This window comes from Salinigranum halophilum (genome assembly GCF_007004735.1).
Taxonomy (GTDB): domain Archaea; phylum Halobacteriota; class Halobacteria; order Halobacteriales; family Haloferacaceae; genus Salinigranum; species Salinigranum halophilum.
The window spans coordinates 239,260-253,206 of record NZ_SSNL01000003.1; the positions used below are offsets into that span (position 1 = coordinate 239,260).

General features: G+C 67.3%; 19 protein-coding genes and 1 tRNA gene. 6 read left to right on the plus strand and 14 right to left on the minus strand.

The window, feature by feature from the left end; genetic code table 11:
• Positions 1-53: 53 nt before the first annotated feature.
• Entirely contained in the window at positions 54-692 is a 639-nt protein-coding gene (locus E6N53_RS05750; protein ID WP_142857622.1) for a coiled-coil domain-containing protein, read from the minus strand.
• 24 nt (positions 693-716) lie between these two features.
• Here E6N53_RS05750 and E6N53_RS05755 point away from each other — a divergent pair, with 24 nt between their 5' ends.
• On the plus strand, positions 717-1,283 hold the full coding sequence (locus E6N53_RS05755; RefSeq protein ID WP_236642309.1) for a DUF7974 family protein: 567 nt from the start codon (positions 717-719) through the stop codon (positions 1,281-1,283).
• Between the two features lie 3 nt (positions 1,284-1,286).
• Here the strand turns inward: E6N53_RS05755 and E6N53_RS05760 are convergent, their stop codons facing one another.
• The 6 genes from E6N53_RS05760 to E6N53_RS05785 all read right to left on the minus strand — a co-directional run bounded on the left by E6N53_RS05760 (position 1,287) and on the right by E6N53_RS05785 (position 7,941).
• Positions 1,287-1,559, minus strand: a complete 273-nt coding sequence (locus tag E6N53_RS05760) for a hypothetical protein (protein WP_136589734.1) — start codon at positions 1,557-1,559, stop codon at positions 1,287-1,289.
• 149 nt (positions 1,560-1,708) lie between these two features.
• Positions 1,709-2,962: an ABC transporter ATP-binding protein gene (locus tag E6N53_RS05765; protein WP_136589733.1), complete on the minus strand. Its 1,254-nt coding sequence runs from the start codon at positions 2,960-2,962 to the stop codon at positions 1,709-1,711.
• On the minus strand, positions 2,959-4,080 hold the full coding sequence (locus tag E6N53_RS05770; protein WP_142857625.1) for an ABC transporter ATP-binding protein: 1,122 nt from the start codon (positions 4,078-4,080) through the stop codon (positions 2,959-2,961). The genes E6N53_RS05765 and E6N53_RS05770 overlap by 4 nt, the downstream gene beginning before the upstream one ends.
• Positions 4,081-4,083: 3 nt before the next feature.
• Entirely contained in the window at positions 4,084-5,151 is a 1,068-nt protein-coding gene (locus E6N53_RS05775) for an ABC transporter permease (protein ID WP_136600775.1), read from the minus strand.
• A 3-nt stretch (positions 5,152-5,154) separates the two neighbouring features.
• The gene (locus tag E6N53_RS05780) at positions 5,155-6,153 is read right to left on the minus strand and encodes an ABC transporter permease (RefSeq protein ID WP_136589730.1); all 999 of its coding nucleotides are present in this window, start codon (positions 6,151-6,153) and stop codon (positions 5,155-5,157) included.
• Positions 6,154-6,249: 96 nt separating this feature from the next.
• Positions 6,250-7,941, minus strand: a complete 1,692-nt coding sequence (locus E6N53_RS05785) for an ABC transporter substrate-binding protein (protein ID WP_136600776.1) — start codon at positions 7,939-7,941, stop codon at positions 6,250-6,252.
• A 358-nt stretch (positions 7,942-8,299) separates the two neighbouring features.
• Here E6N53_RS05785 and trmY point away from each other — a divergent pair, with 358 nt between their 5' ends.
• From trmY to E6N53_RS05810, 5 genes are all read left to right on the plus strand, one after another.
• Positions 8,300-8,896: a tRNA (pseudouridine(54)-N(1))-methyltransferase TrmY gene (gene trmY / locus E6N53_RS05790; protein ID WP_142857627.1), complete on the plus strand. Its 597-nt coding sequence runs from the start codon at positions 8,300-8,302 to the stop codon at positions 8,894-8,896.
• A 66-nt stretch (positions 8,897-8,962) separates the two neighbouring features.
• Positions 8,963-9,035: transfer RNA gene (locus tag E6N53_RS05795), tRNA-Pro, on the plus strand.
• A 515-nt stretch (positions 9,036-9,550) separates the two neighbouring features.
• Complete coding sequence (locus E6N53_RS05805) at positions 9,551-10,267, plus strand: profilin-fold protein (protein ID WP_142857631.1); 717 nt, start codon at positions 9,551-9,553, stop codon at positions 10,265-10,267.
• Between the two features lie 85 nt (positions 10,268-10,352).
• Positions 10,353-10,517, plus strand: a complete 165-nt coding sequence (locus E6N53_RS20970) for an HVO_2142 family zinc finger protein (RefSeq protein ID WP_201741085.1) — start codon at positions 10,353-10,355, stop codon at positions 10,515-10,517.
• 102 nt (positions 10,518-10,619) lie between these two features.
• Positions 10,620-11,045, plus strand: a complete 426-nt coding sequence (locus E6N53_RS05810; RefSeq protein ID WP_142857633.1) for a universal stress protein — start codon at positions 10,620-10,622, stop codon at positions 11,043-11,045.
• Positions 11,046-11,150: 105 nt separating this feature from the next.
• On the opposite strand, the gene E6N53_RS05815 is transcribed toward E6N53_RS05810, so the two are convergent.
• The 7 genes from E6N53_RS05815 to E6N53_RS05845 all read right to left on the minus strand — a co-directional run bounded on the left by E6N53_RS05815 (position 11,151) and on the right by E6N53_RS05845 (position 13,927).
• On the minus strand, positions 11,151-11,510 hold the full coding sequence (locus E6N53_RS05815; RefSeq protein WP_142857635.1) for an AzlD domain-containing protein: 360 nt from the start codon (positions 11,508-11,510) through the stop codon (positions 11,151-11,153).
• Positions 11,510-12,253 carry an AzlC family ABC transporter permease gene (locus tag E6N53_RS05820; protein ID WP_142857637.1) on the minus strand — a complete coding sequence of 248 codons (744 nt, stop codon included), beginning with the start codon at positions 12,251-12,253 and terminating at the stop codon, positions 11,510-11,512. Before E6N53_RS05820 ends, E6N53_RS05815 begins: the two co-directional genes overlap by 1 nt.
• A 65-nt stretch (positions 12,254-12,318) precedes the next feature.
• Positions 12,319-12,681, minus strand: coding sequence for a DUF8048 family protein (locus tag E6N53_RS05825; protein ID WP_142857639.1), 363 nt, complete (start codon positions 12,679-12,681; stop codon positions 12,319-12,321).
• Positions 12,681-12,935, minus strand: coding sequence for a MoaD-like domain-containing protein (locus E6N53_RS05830; protein WP_136600782.1), 255 nt, complete (start codon positions 12,933-12,935; stop codon positions 12,681-12,683). Before E6N53_RS05830 ends, E6N53_RS05825 begins: the two co-directional genes overlap by 1 nt.
• Entirely contained in the window at positions 12,932-13,216 is a 285-nt protein-coding gene (locus E6N53_RS05835; RefSeq protein ID WP_142857641.1) for a ubiquitin-like small modifier protein 1, read from the minus strand. Before E6N53_RS05835 ends, E6N53_RS05830 begins: the two co-directional genes overlap by 4 nt.
• A gap of 89 nt (positions 13,217-13,305) precedes the next feature.
• The gene (locus E6N53_RS05840) at positions 13,306-13,698 is read right to left on the minus strand and encodes a DUF7971 family protein (RefSeq protein WP_136589719.1); all 393 of its coding nucleotides are present in this window, start codon (positions 13,696-13,698) and stop codon (positions 13,306-13,308) included.
• Positions 13,699-13,747: 49 nt separating this feature from the next.
• On the minus strand, positions 13,748-13,927 hold the full coding sequence (locus tag E6N53_RS05845; RefSeq protein ID WP_142857643.1) for a hypothetical protein: 180 nt from the start codon (positions 13,925-13,927) through the stop codon (positions 13,748-13,750).
• Positions 13,928-13,947 lie beyond the last annotated feature (20 nt).

The window sequence follows — 13,947 nt, forward strand, 5'->3', positions numbered from 1 at the left end:
AGGCGCGTCGCCGGCATGAATCCCGCCCCCGCTCGGGTGGCAACCGGCGCGACTCAGACGACGCTGAACCGCGTCGCGACCGGTCGCGACTCGACGCCAGCGACGGCGTCTCGGACGTGCGCCTCGGCGACGTACTCGCCGACCGAGAGCCCGCCTGTGTCGAACAGCAGCGGCGTCTCCCCCAGTCGCCCCGTCTCGACGAAGTAGCGCAACTCGCGCTCGCGCGTTTCGACCACGCGTCCGTCTCCGTCCAGCAGTGTCACCGAGACCGTCGTCAGTCGTCGTGCCGCCTCCGCTTGCGCTCCCTGGCCGGACTCACCCCCGACGACCGGGGTGGTGAAGTTCACCGCGACGACGGCGAGTCCGCCGCGTTCGACGCCCGAGACCGCCCGGTGTACGACGTCGCCGAGGCGGTTCCACTCCGAGACGAGCGCGACGTCGTTCACCCGCGGCCCGTCCACCTGTCGCGCCAGCGCGTCGCGACTGGCTTCGATGTCGGCGAGCCGTGTCTCGCGCGTCTCGAGGGCCGCCTCGAGTTCGGCGATGCGCTCCTCGCGCGCTTCGACCGTCGCCTCGAGTTCTGCGAGGCGGACCCGCTGTTCGGCGACCCGCTCTGTCTCTTGGAGTTCGTAGCCGAGGCATCCGGTGAGCGTCGCCAGCGCGCCCACCGCGAGCAGGTCGCGTCTGTTCATGCCCCGAAGAGGCTCCCCGCGGTCATGAACTGTCCACTCTCGCCCACCTGCACCGACAGACCGAAAGCGCCGACACCCGTACACCGGCCGATGGGTGGGTCCGACGCCGCCGACCGGCCAGACCGCTTCGGGTTCGACGAGAACCGCAGCGCCGTCTCCGACTTCCTCGCCCGGTTCGTCCCACAGCCGGTGGCCCGCCGCGCGCTCACCGTCGGCGTCGAGACCGACCGCGCCACGTACGCCGTCGGCGACGACATCACCTTCCGCATCAGCTTCCGGAACCGACTCCCGCTCCCCGTCGTCGTCGAGACGCCCGACAGACGGCTCTGGGGGTGGACCGTCGACGGCGAACTGGAGGCCTCGGACGAGCCGCGCTTCTCGGACCCGACGCGGGAGACGCCCGGCACCTTCGCCTTCCGCGGCGGGGAGCGCAAGGTCGTCTCGCGGACCTGGCACGGACGCGTCCGCCGCGTGGGTAACGACGGACCGACCCGGTGGGTCGACCTCGAACCGGGACGGCACGAACTCGGCGTCTTCCTCGCGTACGAGGGTGGTGCCCGCGCGACGACGTCGTTCGAGGTGCGCGAGTGACGCTCACACCCAGACCCAGACGCGTTCGCCGTGGCCGGTCGCCGGGAGGCCGATGTCGATGTTGGCACCGACGAACCAGATGGGGTCCGACAGGTGGACCGCGGCGGTGTTGACGACGACGCCTTCGACGGCGTGGGTGTGGGTCGTGCCGTCGGCCTCACGGACCCGCACCGAGTAGTGGTCGGGACCCTCGGGCGTGATGACCGTCTGAACGTCGTCGTAGCGCGTGGTCCCGTCAGCGAACCGAGCGGGCGTCGTCTGGCTGGTGTCGGACATCGTCTCGTCTCCTCGTACACTGTTCGCACTCGACGTACTTCATCACGCGCTGCCTATCGTCGTCCTAACTCGTGGTTTATCCCGTGGTCCGGCGTCGTGTGCCGCACGGACATCGCGCCGCAGTCGTTCGATAACGACTCGTTATCGGCTCACCGATGCAGGTGGCAGGCCGCGAAGTGCCGCCCGGTGCCGACCGTCGACTCGACGTCGTACGCGGGCTCTTCGCGGGCGCAGACGCTCTGCTCGGCGAACGTCTCGGTGAGCACCTCGTCGGCGCGGGCGACGTCGTCGTCGAGAACCGCGTCGAGCGCCTCCGCGACGGCGTCGCCCGCCTCCCCCGTGGGGGTCCCGTCCGGGAAGTACTCCGCTCGAAGCGCTCGCTCGCCGTCGTCGAGCGCGAGTGTCCGCCGAGAGACCGCACGCATGAACCGCCGAACCTGCTCCCACTCGGTGTCTCTCATCTCCATCTCCGGCGCGATGAGCTTCGGACATCTCGTCCGGAACCGGCAGCCCGAGGGCGGGTCGATGGGCGAGGGGACGTCGCCCGCGAGGACGCCACGCGCCCCCGTCGCCCGGGGGTCCGGCACGGGAATCGACTGCAACAGCGCGTCGGTGTACGGGTGCTGTGGGTTCTCGAACAGCTCGTCCGTCTCGGCGAGTTCGACCAGTTGCCCCAGATACATCACGGCGACGCGGTCGGAGATGTGTCTGATGACGCTCAGGTCGTGGCTGATGAACAGGTAGGTGAGGCCGAACTCGCGCTGGAGCTGCTTCATCGTGTTGAGCACCTGCGCCTGGATGGACGCGTCGAGTGCGCTCGTCGGCTCGTCACAGACGATGAAGTCGGGGTTCACCGCGAGGGCGCGAGCGAGGTTCACCCGCTGGCGCTGTCCTCCGGAGAACTGGTGGGGGTAGCGGTTGTAGTGTTGTGGGTCCAGGCCGACCTTGTTCAGGAGCATCCGCGCGCGCTCCTCGCGCTCGCCCGCGTACAGCCCGTGGGCCTTCATCGGCTCCTCGACGATGGGGCCCACCTTCATCCGCGGGTCCAGCGAGGACTGAGGGTCCTGAAAGATCATCTGCATGTCCTGGCGCTGCTGTCGGAGCCGCTCGCCCGACATCGCCGCGAGGTCGACCCCCTTGAAGTACACCGAGCCCTCGGTGGGGGCCAAGAGGCGGAGGACGGTCCGCGCGAGCGTCGACTTCCCACAGCCGGACTCGCCGACCAGCCCGAGCGTCTCCCCGCGCTGGATGTCGAAGCTGACGTCCTCGACGGCCTTCACCGTCTCCGTCCCGAAGACGCTCGAGAGGAGTCCCTCGCCCTGGGTGAAGTGCTTCGTGAGTCCCTCGACGCGCAGGAGCGTGTCGTCGCTCGCCCCCCGGTCGGCGTCGACCGCCTCGCTCATCGGCTCCCCCCGTCGGTCTCGGCTTCCTCGTCGAGGAGTCCGCTCGCCGCGAAGGCGTTCGTCGCCTCGGTGTCGAGCGGTGTCGACTCGTCGTACCCCACGTCCTCGTACTTGACGCAGGAGACGTGGTGGTCCGTCTCGACCTCCTGATACGCGGGCTCGACGCGGGGACAGACCTCCCGCGCCTCCGGGCAACGGGTGTGGAACCGACAGCCGGAGGGTGGGTTGATGGCCTCGGGCATCACGCCCGTGATGGGTTCGAGTTCGTCGACCCGCCGGTCGGGCCGGGGAATCGACCGCAAGAGCGCCTCCGTGTAGGGGTGTTTCGTCTCGTAGAACAGGTCGTCGACGGGTGCCTGTTCGATGATCTCGCCGAGGTACATCACGTTGACGCGGTCACACACCTCCGCGACGACGCCCATGTCGTGGGTCACCCAGATGAACGCCGTGTCGTACTTCGCCTGGAGGTCGTCGACGAGGTCGAGTATCTGTCCCTCGACGGTCACGTCGAGCGCTGTCGTCGGCTCGTCGGCGATGATGAGCGCGGGTTCACACGACAGCGCCATCGCGATGAGGACGCGCTGGCGCATCCCGCCCGAGAACTGGTGGGGGTAGCTCTCGTATCGGCTCTCGGGCTCGGGGATGCCCACCTCGTGGAGCATGTCGATGGCGATCTCTTTCGCCGCCGCCTTCGAGACGTTGCGGTTGATCTCGATGAACTCTCGCAACTGGGCTCCCACGGTGAAGACGGGGTTGAGCGCCTCCATCGGGTCCTGGAAGATGATGGCGATCTCGCGACCGCGGATGCGCGTGCGCATCTCGCGTTCGGAGAGCATCGCGTCGGAGCGGCGTCTCTCTCCGCCCTCTTCGACGATGTCGACGATGGGTTCGCCCTTGAACTCGACGCGGCCGCCGACGATCTCGCCCGGTTCCTCGACGAGCCGCATGATCGACGAGGTGGCGACGGACTTGCCGGCACCCGATTCGCCGACGAGGCCGACGATCTCGCCCCCGTGGACGTCGAAGGAGACGCCGTCGACGGCGCGGACGACGCCCTCCTCGGTGTAAAAGCGGGTCTGTAGGTTCTCGACGCGGAGCAGTGGGTCTGAGGCGGTCATCGGTTAGTTGTTGATTCGGGGGTCGAGTGCGTCTCGCAGGCCGTCGCCGAGCAGGTTGAAGCCGACCACGGTCACGAGGATGGCGATGCCGGGCCAGATGCTGAACCAGGGGTTGGGGAGCATGTAGTTACGCGACGCCGAGAGCATCTGTCCCCACGACGGCGTCGGCGGCTGGGCCCCGTAGCCGAGAAACGAGAGGCCGGCGATGATGAGGATGTTGATACCGACCTGGAGTGTGGCCTGCACGAGAACGGGCGCGAAGCTGTTCGGGATGACGTGTCTGAGGATGATGTTCCGGTCTCGGACTCCGGCGGCGCGGGCGGCCTCGACGAAGTCCTCCTCTCTGACGCTCAGCACGCGCGAGCGGATGAGCCGCGCGAACGTCGGAATCGTGGCGATACCGACGCCGACCATCGCGAAGGTGAGGTTGCGGCCGAACGCCGTCATGAACGCGATGACGAGCACGAGGAAGGGGATGGCGAAGAGCACCTCCGCGGCGCGCATGAGCGCGTCGTCGATTCGGCCGCCGTAGTACCCCGCGACGGCTCCGACGAGCGTTCCGAGTACCATCGCGATACCCGTCGAGACGATTCCGACGGTGATGGCGATGCGCGTCCCGTAGAACAGACGCGCGAGGATGTCGCGGCCGCGGTGGTCCGTCCCCAGGGGGTGTGCGAGTGTCCCCGGCTGGTTCGGGTAGAGTTCGTTCGTCAGGCCGTACGGTGGGAGCAGTATCTCGGCGTTGTCCGGGTCGTTGACGGGGTTGATCCAGACCGCCTCGACGAGGACGTACTGTCTCACGCCGAGGTCGGCGAAGAACGCGACGTCGGCGAGGACGTCGAAGACGATGCTGTCGACGAACGCGACCAGCGCCACGGTGGTCATGAAGGCGATGATGCCGAGACCCAAGAGTGCAGTCGGGTCGCGCCGGACCTGCGACAGCGTGTAGCGGAGGCCGACGCGCGCTTCGGGTTGGTTCGCCGCGTCGAACCCGTCGTCGCTCACGTCGCCCTGCCACGACTGTTGGGTGCGGTTCGAGGTCGAGGTCGAAGATGAGGTGTCCTGTGCCATGGTTCAGTCGGTCTCGTCGAACGACACGCGCGGGTCGACGTACGCGTACGACAGGTCGGTGATGATGACGCCGATGACGAACACGAGGCCGAACATGAGCGTCGTCCCCATGACGAGCTGGAAGTCCTGGTTCTGTATCGCGGTGATGATGAGTCGACCCATCCCGTTGATGGAGAAGACCGTCTCCGTGAGCACCGCCCCGCCGAGTGCCTGCGTCAACTGGAGGCCGACGATGGTGATGAGCGGGAGCTGCGCGTTGCGGAACGCGTGCTTGCGGACGATGGTCGACTCCTTGACACCGTACGCTCGCGCCAGCTTGACGTACTCCTGATTGAGCACCTCGAGCATCGACGACCGCTCGATGCGGGTGAACGCCGCCATCTGGAGCGTCCCGAGCGTGATGGTCGGGAGGATGAGGTGTTCGATGGCCGTCGTCACCACCCCGAGCCGCGTCTCAGCCCCCTCGACGTTCGCGGGCGACGCCCACGGCATGATGAGGTTCGTCGCCGGGAGGAGGTTCAGCTGGAAGGCGAAGATGATGATGAGCATCAGCCCGATCCAGAACGACGGCGTCGACACCCCGAGCAGCGCCACGACACGCGAGACGTGGTCGGTCGGCTTGTTCCGTCGCTTCGCGGAGATGATGCCCAGTGGGACCGCCGTCACGAGCGCGAACGTGAAACTCGAGAGCAAGAGCAGCAGCGTCACCGGGAGCCGCTCCATGATCTTCTCCGTGACGGGGACGCCGTAGTAGAGACTCGTCCCGAGGTCGCCGCGGACCACGTCGAGGAGGTAGTTCAGATAGCGGATGTGCAGCGGCTGGTCGAGGCCGAACTTCGCCCGGATGGCTGCGGCCTGCTGGGCGCTCGGTGACGGGCCGAGCATGATCTGGACGGGGTCGCCGGGGATGGCGTCGGTGAGAAAGAACGTGATGGTGATGATCCCGAGGATGACCGGAATCGACTGCAGCACCCGGTTGATCGTGTACCGGAGTCGACTCACGCTCTCGCCCCCCGGCGGTGTCGCTGCCGGCGCATCTCTCTCTGGGACGTGCCTGCGGCGGGTTCGTACATAAATGTGACTGGGGTTTCGCGTCGACTACCTGTCGACGGAGACGTTGTTGTGGTTGGTCGCGATGTGGAAGCTGTCGACCGGGTGCGACGTGAAGTCGTTGACGTACTCCTTCACGCCGAAGCTGTTCTTCAGGTTGTACGCAGGCAGGTGCGCGCGCTCTTCGAGCGCGGTCGTGATGCCCTCGATGTAGAGCTGCCGGCGCTCCTCGTAGTCGGGAGACTCCCGAGCCGTGACGAACTTCTGTGCGGCCTCCTGGCCGACGTCGCTGTTGGCTCCCCAGTAGGTGCCGTTGGTCTGGCCGAGCACGTCGTCGGTCCGACCGAGCAGGTAGTAGGTGAACGCGTCGGGGTCGGGCGTGCCGGACCAGCCGAGCGTGTACATGTTGTAGTCGCTCTCGCTACCGGTCACGTACTTGTCCAGGAACGCCCCCCAGTCGAGGCGCTGGACGGAGACGTTGTCGAAGCCGGCCTCCTTGAGGCCGTTCGAGACGCTGATACCGATCTGTTCGCGCTTGTCGTCCGGCGGGACGATGATGCGCCACTGGTAATCCATCGGCACGCCGGCCTCGTCGAACAGCGCCTGCGCCTCCTCGATGTTCTTCTCGTGGGGGATCTGCTCCCACTCGTCGAGCGGCATGTCCCAGTCCTCGGCGAGCGACCGCGGAAGCGGGCTGTACTGGCGCACGCCGGTCGGTTCGACGTAACTCGACACCGCCTGGTCCATGCTGAAGCAGTAGTCGACCGCCTCGCGGACCATCGGGTCCGCCGTCGGTCCCTCGTTGCAGTTGAACGCGAGGTAGAAGTAGCCGATTCCGGGGACCTCGTCGATGCTCGCGTCGGAGATGCCGCGCACCGTGGAGTACAGCTTCGGGGGAATCTCCTCGATGACGTCGTTCTCGCCGTTGCGGAGCGTCGTCACCCGAGTGGTCGCCTCCTCGACGGGCACCAGTTCGAGTTCCGCGAGGTTCGGCATCGGCTCACCCCAGTAGTCGTCGTTCCGCTGCAGGCGGACGTAGTTGCCCTCCTGCCAGTCGACGAACTCGAACGGGCCGGAGCCGACGGGGCTCTGGGTGTTGAACGCGTCCCGGTCCGACTCGCGGACGGACTGCGGGACGATTCCGAGCGTGCTCCCGGTGAGCGCGTGCTGGAACGGCCCGAACGGGTACGAGAGGTCGAACTGAACCGTCGTCTCGTCGACGACGGTGATCGACTCGATCATGTTCACCTCGGGGGCGTTCTCGGTCTCTTCGTTCACCGGGGCTTCGTAGGTGTACTTGACGTCCTCGGCGGTCAGCGGGTCGCCGTTGTGGAAGGTGGCGTCGCCGGTCATCTCGACGACCCATCGGGTCCCGCCGTTCGAGACCTCCGGCGAGCCCGTCGCGAGCTGGGGGACGAAACCGGTCCCGGCGTCGTACTCGTAGAGGCCGTCGTAGATGTTCTGGGTCACCTGCGCCGACGGGACGTCGTTCAGGATGATGGGGTCGAACTCCAGCGGGCTCTTGACGAGCGCGATGCGGAGTCTCCCGCCGGACATCTCACTCGACGACGAGTCCGAGCCGGTCTCGGTCGCCGTCGAGTCGCCGCCGCCGGGCGCTTCCGTCCCGGTGGAGTCCCCGTCACCACCGGCACAGCCAGCGAGTCCGGCGAGGCCGGCCGCGCCGAGACCGAGGACCCGCCGCCGATTCAGTACGTTCCAATCAGGGCTGTCGTCTTGCATATGACTCACACCTCGTCTCGGAGGATAGTCGAATCAACGTCGGGCGAAGTAAATACCTAACGAAAAGGCACCTATTCCGGTAAATTTGTCCTACGGCGGCTGTACTCGCTGATATGCGCAATTTACACACAATAAACTCACGTATAATTCTTCGGTATGCTCCAACTTCATCGCCGTTCCGAGCGACGCTTGGGTACTGAATGTCTTATTCTACGAACGTATAGACGATTCTTCGCTCTCGGTTCGATTCCCGCTCCAGTCGTTCAATTAACATGAATATTTGTTACGTATCTCCCGTCCGTGCCGGACAGGTCGGACGAGTGGACAGAACAAAGTCCGTCGGCCGGCAGGGAGACGTATGCGACAGTTCGTGGTCACGGGACACGACGCGCCCACGACCTCCGATTTCAGCCTCGACGACCTCCCCAGCGGTGGTGGACGACTGGACGTCCTCTGCCGCTGTGTCAACGCCGCGTTCTTCCTCTCGCACGCCATCCGCGAGGACGTCCGCGTCCACCTCGTCCTCGCGGACGCGTTCACGGTCTCGGTCGACGGCCGCGAGGTCCGGCGGCTGAACCCCGACGAGCGGAGCACCGCCGCACGGATCCGCGACGCGCTCGACCAACGCGAGGAGGCCATCGGTCACATCCCGGCCGAGGCTAGCCCCGGGGTGTCTATTCGACGCGTCGGCTTCGAGCAGACGCTTCGGGACGTCGCCGACGAGTCGGCCGTCGTCGAACTCCACGAGGCGGGAACGCCGGTGGTCGACGTCGACCCGCCCGAGGACCCGGCGTTCGTCCTCTCGGACCACCACGACTTCACCGACGCGGAGGCCACCCTCCTCGAGGAGGTGGCCGACGAACGCGTCAGGCTCGGCCCCCACGCCATGCACGCCGACCACGCCATCACCGTCGCACACAACTACCTCGACACGGCGGGCTACACGCGGTACTGACAGCCTCTCCCGCGGAGACCGCTAATCACAACTGTTAAACACGGCTACGCCATGAGTCAGAGGTGCGGGCCGGTGGGGTAGCTTGGTATCCTTCGGCCTTCGGGTGGCCGTAACCGCAGTTCGAATCTGCGCCGGCCCATTCCTGCCCGCGTTTCACACTACTGCAAGCGAAGCGAGCAGTCTGAAACGCGGGCGGAAGTCGTCAAGCGGATTCGAGCAGGGAAGTCGCAGCGCGAACACAGTGAGCGACCGTCTTCCAGTGTTCGATATCTGCGCCGGCCGATTTTACCCCCACTTCGCGATACGATGAGCGTCAGCGACGAGTGTCCGTAACGGGTGTGAAATACACGCCACGCAGATTCGAGCCAGCGAGCTTCGCTGTCTCGAACGACGCTCAGTCGCTGGCAAAAGCTGTCTCTGCGAGCCGCGTGAGTAAGGGCTCGGAAGACGAACGAAGCGACTCTTCCGGCGGAGCAAAAGCACTGCGTCGGCCCCTTCGGGGCCTCCTTGGCCCGCTCGCTCACTGCGTTCACTCGCGGTCCGTGCACAATCACTCCGTACAGTGTTCACAGCACCCACGCCCTCATCGTCCTCGGTGACGCCCACTACGCCGCGTTCGGAGCGGTTATTCTCCCTCGCCCCCTCACCTCGTCAGTGGCAGACTCTCTCGACTCGCTCCTCGAAACCGCCGACGTCGCCGACCGGCGCGACGAGGTCGTCGCCGGTGTCCGCGAGCACGCTGGGCGCATCGCTCGCGAACTCGCCCTCCTCCAGGGCGGCGACTACGGCTCTCGCGACTTCGACACTGATTCGGGGACGTGGACGGTCAAGTACGAGGGTGGCGCGCTCCAGTATCTCCGGTACGACGGCGGACGCGAGGACGTGTACGTCGTCTCGGCGCACAGCCCGCCGGACCCCGAGGCACTCGCCGAGGCGCTGCGCGACTACGCGGCGTTCGTTGAGACGTACAACGCCTACGTCGAGAGCCTGGAGGGCGTGCTCGACGACGTCGACACCGACTTCCCGGCCGTCGCCTCCACCGAGTCGGTCGCCGCCGAGCGCGACCGGGTCCTCGACCGGATTCGGGCGGTCAGTGGGGAGATGGCGGGCCAACTCCACCGCGCCGAAGGAACCGACTACGGCACGTTTTCGGCTCGCGTCGATGGGTCCCGGTGGGAACTCAAGCGCGAACGCGACCAGGTGTCGTACCTCCGCGTCGGCGGTGAGGGCGGAATCTACCTCCTCTCGCAGTACGGGAACCCGCCGGCGACGGACGTGCGGGAACTCGTCGGAAGCGTTCCGGCGTTCGTCGAAGCGTTCAACGAGCGTGTCGCCGACCTTGACGCCGGGCTGTCGCGCGTCGAGCTCTGAGGGGACGCCGCGTTCTCAGCCGGGAGAATCCGTCTCGGGGCACCACGGCAGAACCCAGTTGTTCGACGCCGGCTCTCGTCCACGTATGGTCACGGACCTCCCCGACGACGTTCCCCCCGAGTGGTGCCCCGACTGCGGCGAGCGACTCGCGCTCACCGGGGTCCAGCAGGCCGGTATCGCCCAGTTCTTCTGTGAGACGTGTCGGTATCGACACGACCGCTACGTGGGCCAGTCGGACGCGAGCGCGTAGCGGGCCTCGGTGTCGGTCGACGGACCGGCGCACGGGGTCGTTTCTCACCGGGCTGGAGCCGGCGAAATCATCAATATCCCCGTGGGTGAATACGCGACCGTAATGACACGTATCCTCGTCGCCATCGACGGCTCGGAACCCTCGGAGAAGGCGCTCGACTTCGCGCTCGACCGGCACGCCGACGCGGACCTCGTCGCCGTCTCGGTGCTCGACCCGACGTCGTACGTCCAGGGCTCCGCCGACCTCATCCTCCCGGACACCGAGGCCTGGCGGGACGACGCGAAGGCTGAGGTCGAGGCGGTGCTCGAATCGGCTGTGGACAAGGCCGGAACTCACGGCATCGACCTGGAGACCGACCTCGTCTACGGCGCGCCCGCCCGCTCGGTCGTCGAGTACGCCGCCGAGAACGATATCGACCAGATTATCGTCGGAAGCCACGGACGGGACGGGGTCTCTCGCGTGCTCCTCGGGAGCGTCGCGGAGACCGTCGTTCGACGCTCGTCGGTCCCCGTGACGGTCGTCCGATAACACAGACGGTCCGGCTTCCACGCGGCCGACTTTTTCGGCGGTGACGCGCATCCGACGCCGACCGCGGCAGCCGCGCCCTTCTCGGCGATTCCCGGTCCCCTCGGCTCACACCGGGACGGCGAACCGCACGACCCAGAGGGCGACGAGCCCGACGACGATGGTCGCCGTGACGTCCTCGGTGTACCAGGCGACGACGGCCGCCAGTCCGCCGGCGATGACCCTGTCGGCGGTGAGCGTTTCGACCGCCGTGGGTTCGATGGTGACGACGGACGGGACGACGAGCGCGGCGAGCACGGCTGCCGGGACGTACCGGAGCGCCCGGGTCACCCGCGGCGGAACGGTGTCGATGCGACCGAACAGGTAGATGAACGAGAGTCGGATGCAGAACGTCGCGATGCCGACGGCGACGATGGCGGTCCACACACCCACAGGGCCGTAGCTGGTCTGAGCGACGACTCCGGTCATCAGTCACGCACCTCCTCGACGGCGAGGCCGACGCCGACGCCGACGACCGCGGCGAGCGGCAGCCCGAGTTCGTACGGAATCCCCACCCCGGCGAGCGCGACGAGTCCGGCGATGCCTCCGGCGGCGGCCGTCGGTCCGTCCTCGATACGCGGGACGAGAAGCGCCAGGAAGACCAGCGGCACGGCGAAGTCGAGCCCCCACGAGTCGGGGAGCCCGCGGCCGAGCCCGACCCCGACCGCCGTCGAGACGACCCAGACCACCCAGAGGCTCGCGGCGACGCCGAAGTAGAACCGGTCGCGCCCCGCTCCGCCCTCCGAACCGCCGCCGTCAGCTTCGGCGTCGTCGCCTTCGTCGTCGCCGCCCGACTCCGTGCCCGACTCGAACCGGGCGATAGAGACCGCGTACGCCTGGTCGGTCAGGAGGTACGCGAGGACCGCCTTCCACCGCGAGCGGTACCGCTGGAAGTACGGGGCGATGGACGCCGAGTACATCAGCATTCGGAGGTTGATGACGATGCCGGTGAGGACGACGACGGGAACGGCCGCGTCACTCCGGAGGAGTTCGATGACGGCGAGCTGGGAGGCACCGGCGAAGACGACGACGGACATCCCGAGAGCGGCGACGGGAGAGAGGCCGGCGTCGATGGCGGCGACCCCCGCGACGAGACCGAACGGGACGATGCCGACGAGGAGCGGGAGCGACGCCCGCACGCCCGCTCGAACGGTTGGCGGCAGACGGGGCATGCTATACTCACTCGACGACGGCGGGGAGAGAAACCGCTTTCCGTTCGCCCGTCCCGACGCGGACGCTATTCGACGCCCACGACCGCCGCGCTCCGGATGTCGAGTGCGCTCTCGAACTCCTCGCGGCGGCCCGTCTCGGTCCCGACCCGCCTGAGCTGTTCTTCGTGTGCCCGACGGACCGCCTCGCACTCGCGGGCCGTCAGTCCGAGTCGCTCGCCCACCGTGTCCCAGTGGTCGAGCGGGACGAGGAACACCCACCGCTCCGGTGACTCCGCGACGGCCTCGTACGTCCGCCGATACGTCTCGAGCCGTGGGCCGAGGTCGGCCTGTACCTGGTCGACGAGTTCGGGCAGGCGCTCGGCGGGGACGCTCGCCTTCGCCGCCGCGAGGACCAGCACCTGCCCGTCGAGTGGGTCACCGCGGGTCATCACCCACCGGCGCGCATCGCCTTCTGGGCGAATCGCTCGACGAGCGGTTCGAGCGTCTCCTCGCCCCCCTCGAAGACCACGTCGACCTCGTTGAGCGTGAGCGTCGGACCGACCGTCGTCTTCGACTCGGACAGTGACGCTTCCCAGTCGTCGCCGACGACCTGTCCGGGTTCGACCTCTCTGCCGCCGAGGTTCGTCAGGTAGTGCGTCGCGAGGCGCTGTGAGATGCCGCGAAACGACCGCTCGACCCTCATCGACACCCCCCGGCGACCGGCGGGAAGACGCTCAGCGTGTCGCCCTCTTCCAGCCGTGTCTCGATGCCCTCCATGTGGAGCACCTCGCGGCCGTTCTTCAGGACGTTGATCTGCGGTTTGAGGTCCCCGTCGACGAGCAGTTCGCCCACCAGGTCGTCGTACTCCGATTCGAGGGCCGACAGCACCTCGCCGACCGTCACTCCGTCTTCGAACTCACGGTCGATGGTCTTCGACCCGACGATCTCCCGGAAGGTGGCGAAGAACTTCAGCGTCACGTGCATGTGCTGTGGGTTCGCTCCCACAGGTAAAAACATACGCCGAGTGTGGTCGTCGCCGCGGACGACCGGTCGCACGGACGACCGACCCGACCCTACCGCTTCCCGAAGCGGATGCCGTCCTCGACGAGACGGTGGTTGCGCTCGCGGTCGATGTGGCCCGAGAGCCAGTCGTGTTCGTTGATCTGGAGGATGAGGTCGGCCTGGAGGTTGCGCCAGGCGATGGCGTAGATGGGCGACTGCCCCCACGCGCGGAGTTCGGGGACGAACTCGTCGTACCGCTCGAGATGTTCTTCGAGCCGTTCGAGCACGTCGACGGCGTATCCCGCGGCCTCCGACTCCGACTCGGCCGAGTCGATGGCGCGGTTCAGCCGCGTCTCCAGTCCCGCGACGGCCTGTTTCATGTCCTGTGCGGCGTCCCCTTCGCTGTCGGGCAGCGAGTCGAGAATCTGCTGTGGTACGCCGATTTCGACGTGTTGGTCGACCATACCCGTGGGAGGTGCGAGAGCGACAAAAAGGTGGGTATCCCCCACACGCTCACCCGTTCTCGCTGCCGTCCCCGTCGCCCGCGAGGAACGCCCGGAGGTCGGCACTGCAGGCGCGACAGACGAGCGTTCGGAGTCGTCCCTCCGCGTCGAGGACGTCGACAGCGCCGTAGACGTCGCCGGGGTCGATGGCCGCGCCACAGCGCCGGCAGTAGTGTGTCCGACGGACCACACGGGGTCGTCGCGCGCGAG

What these genes read in the sequence shown, in the direction of transcription:
- E6N53_RS05775 (WP_136600775.1), bottom strand. Translation starts at nt 5,151, where the DNA reads ATGGCACAGGACACCTCATCTTCGACCTCGACCTCGAACCGCACCCAA.
- E6N53_RS05760 (WP_136589734.1), bottom strand. Translation starts at nt 1,559, where the DNA reads ATGTCCGACACCAGCCAGACGACGCCCGCTCGGTTCGCTGACGGGACC.
- E6N53_RS05815 (WP_142857635.1), bottom strand. Translation starts at nt 11,510, where the DNA reads ATGACCGGAGTCGTCGCTCAGACCAGCTACGGCCCTGTGGGTGTGTGG.
- E6N53_RS20970 (WP_201741085.1), top strand. Translation starts at nt 10,353, where the DNA reads ATGGTCACGGACCTCCCCGACGACGTTCCCCCCGAGTGGTGCCCCGAC.
- E6N53_RS05835 (WP_142857641.1), bottom strand. Translation starts at nt 13,216, where the DNA reads ATGCACGTGACGCTGAAGTTCTTCGCCACCTTCCGGGAGATCGTCGGG.
- E6N53_RS05810 (WP_142857633.1), top strand. Translation starts at nt 10,620, where the DNA reads ATGACACGTATCCTCGTCGCCATCGACGGCTCGGAACCCTCGGAGAAG.
- E6N53_RS05830 (WP_136600782.1), bottom strand. Translation starts at nt 12,935, where the DNA reads ATGAGGGTCGAGCGGTCGTTTCGCGGCATCTCACAGCGCCTCGCGACG.
- E6N53_RS05820 (WP_142857637.1), bottom strand. Translation starts at nt 12,253, where the DNA reads ATGCCCCGTCTGCCGCCAACCGTTCGAGCGGGCGTGCGGGCGTCGCTC.
- E6N53_RS05825 (WP_142857639.1), bottom strand. Translation starts at nt 12,681, where the DNA reads ATGACCCGCGGTGACCCACTCGACGGGCAGGTGCTGGTCCTCGCGGCG.
- E6N53_RS05840 (WP_136589719.1), bottom strand. Translation starts at nt 13,698, where the DNA reads ATGGTCGACCAACACGTCGAAATCGGCGTACCACAGCAGATTCTCGAC.
- E6N53_RS05750 (WP_142857622.1), bottom strand. Translation starts at nt 692, where the DNA reads ATGAACAGACGCGACCTGCTCGCGGTGGGCGCGCTGGCGACGCTCACC.
- E6N53_RS05770 (WP_142857625.1), bottom strand. Translation starts at nt 4,080, where the DNA reads ATGACCGCCTCAGACCCACTGCTCCGCGTCGAGAACCTACAGACCCGC.
- E6N53_RS05765 (WP_136589733.1), bottom strand. Translation starts at nt 2,962, where the DNA reads ATGAGCGAGGCGGTCGACGCCGACCGGGGGGCGAGCGACGACACGCTC.
- trmY (WP_142857627.1), top strand. Translation starts at nt 8,300, where the DNA reads ATGCGACAGTTCGTGGTCACGGGACACGACGCGCCCACGACCTCCGAT.
- E6N53_RS05785 (WP_136600776.1), bottom strand. Translation starts at nt 7,941, where the DNA reads ATGCAAGACGACAGCCCTGATTGGAACGTACTGAATCGGCGGCGGGTC.
- E6N53_RS05755 (WP_236642309.1), top strand. Translation starts at nt 717, where the DNA reads ATGAACTGTCCACTCTCGCCCACCTGCACCGACAGACCGAAAGCGCCG.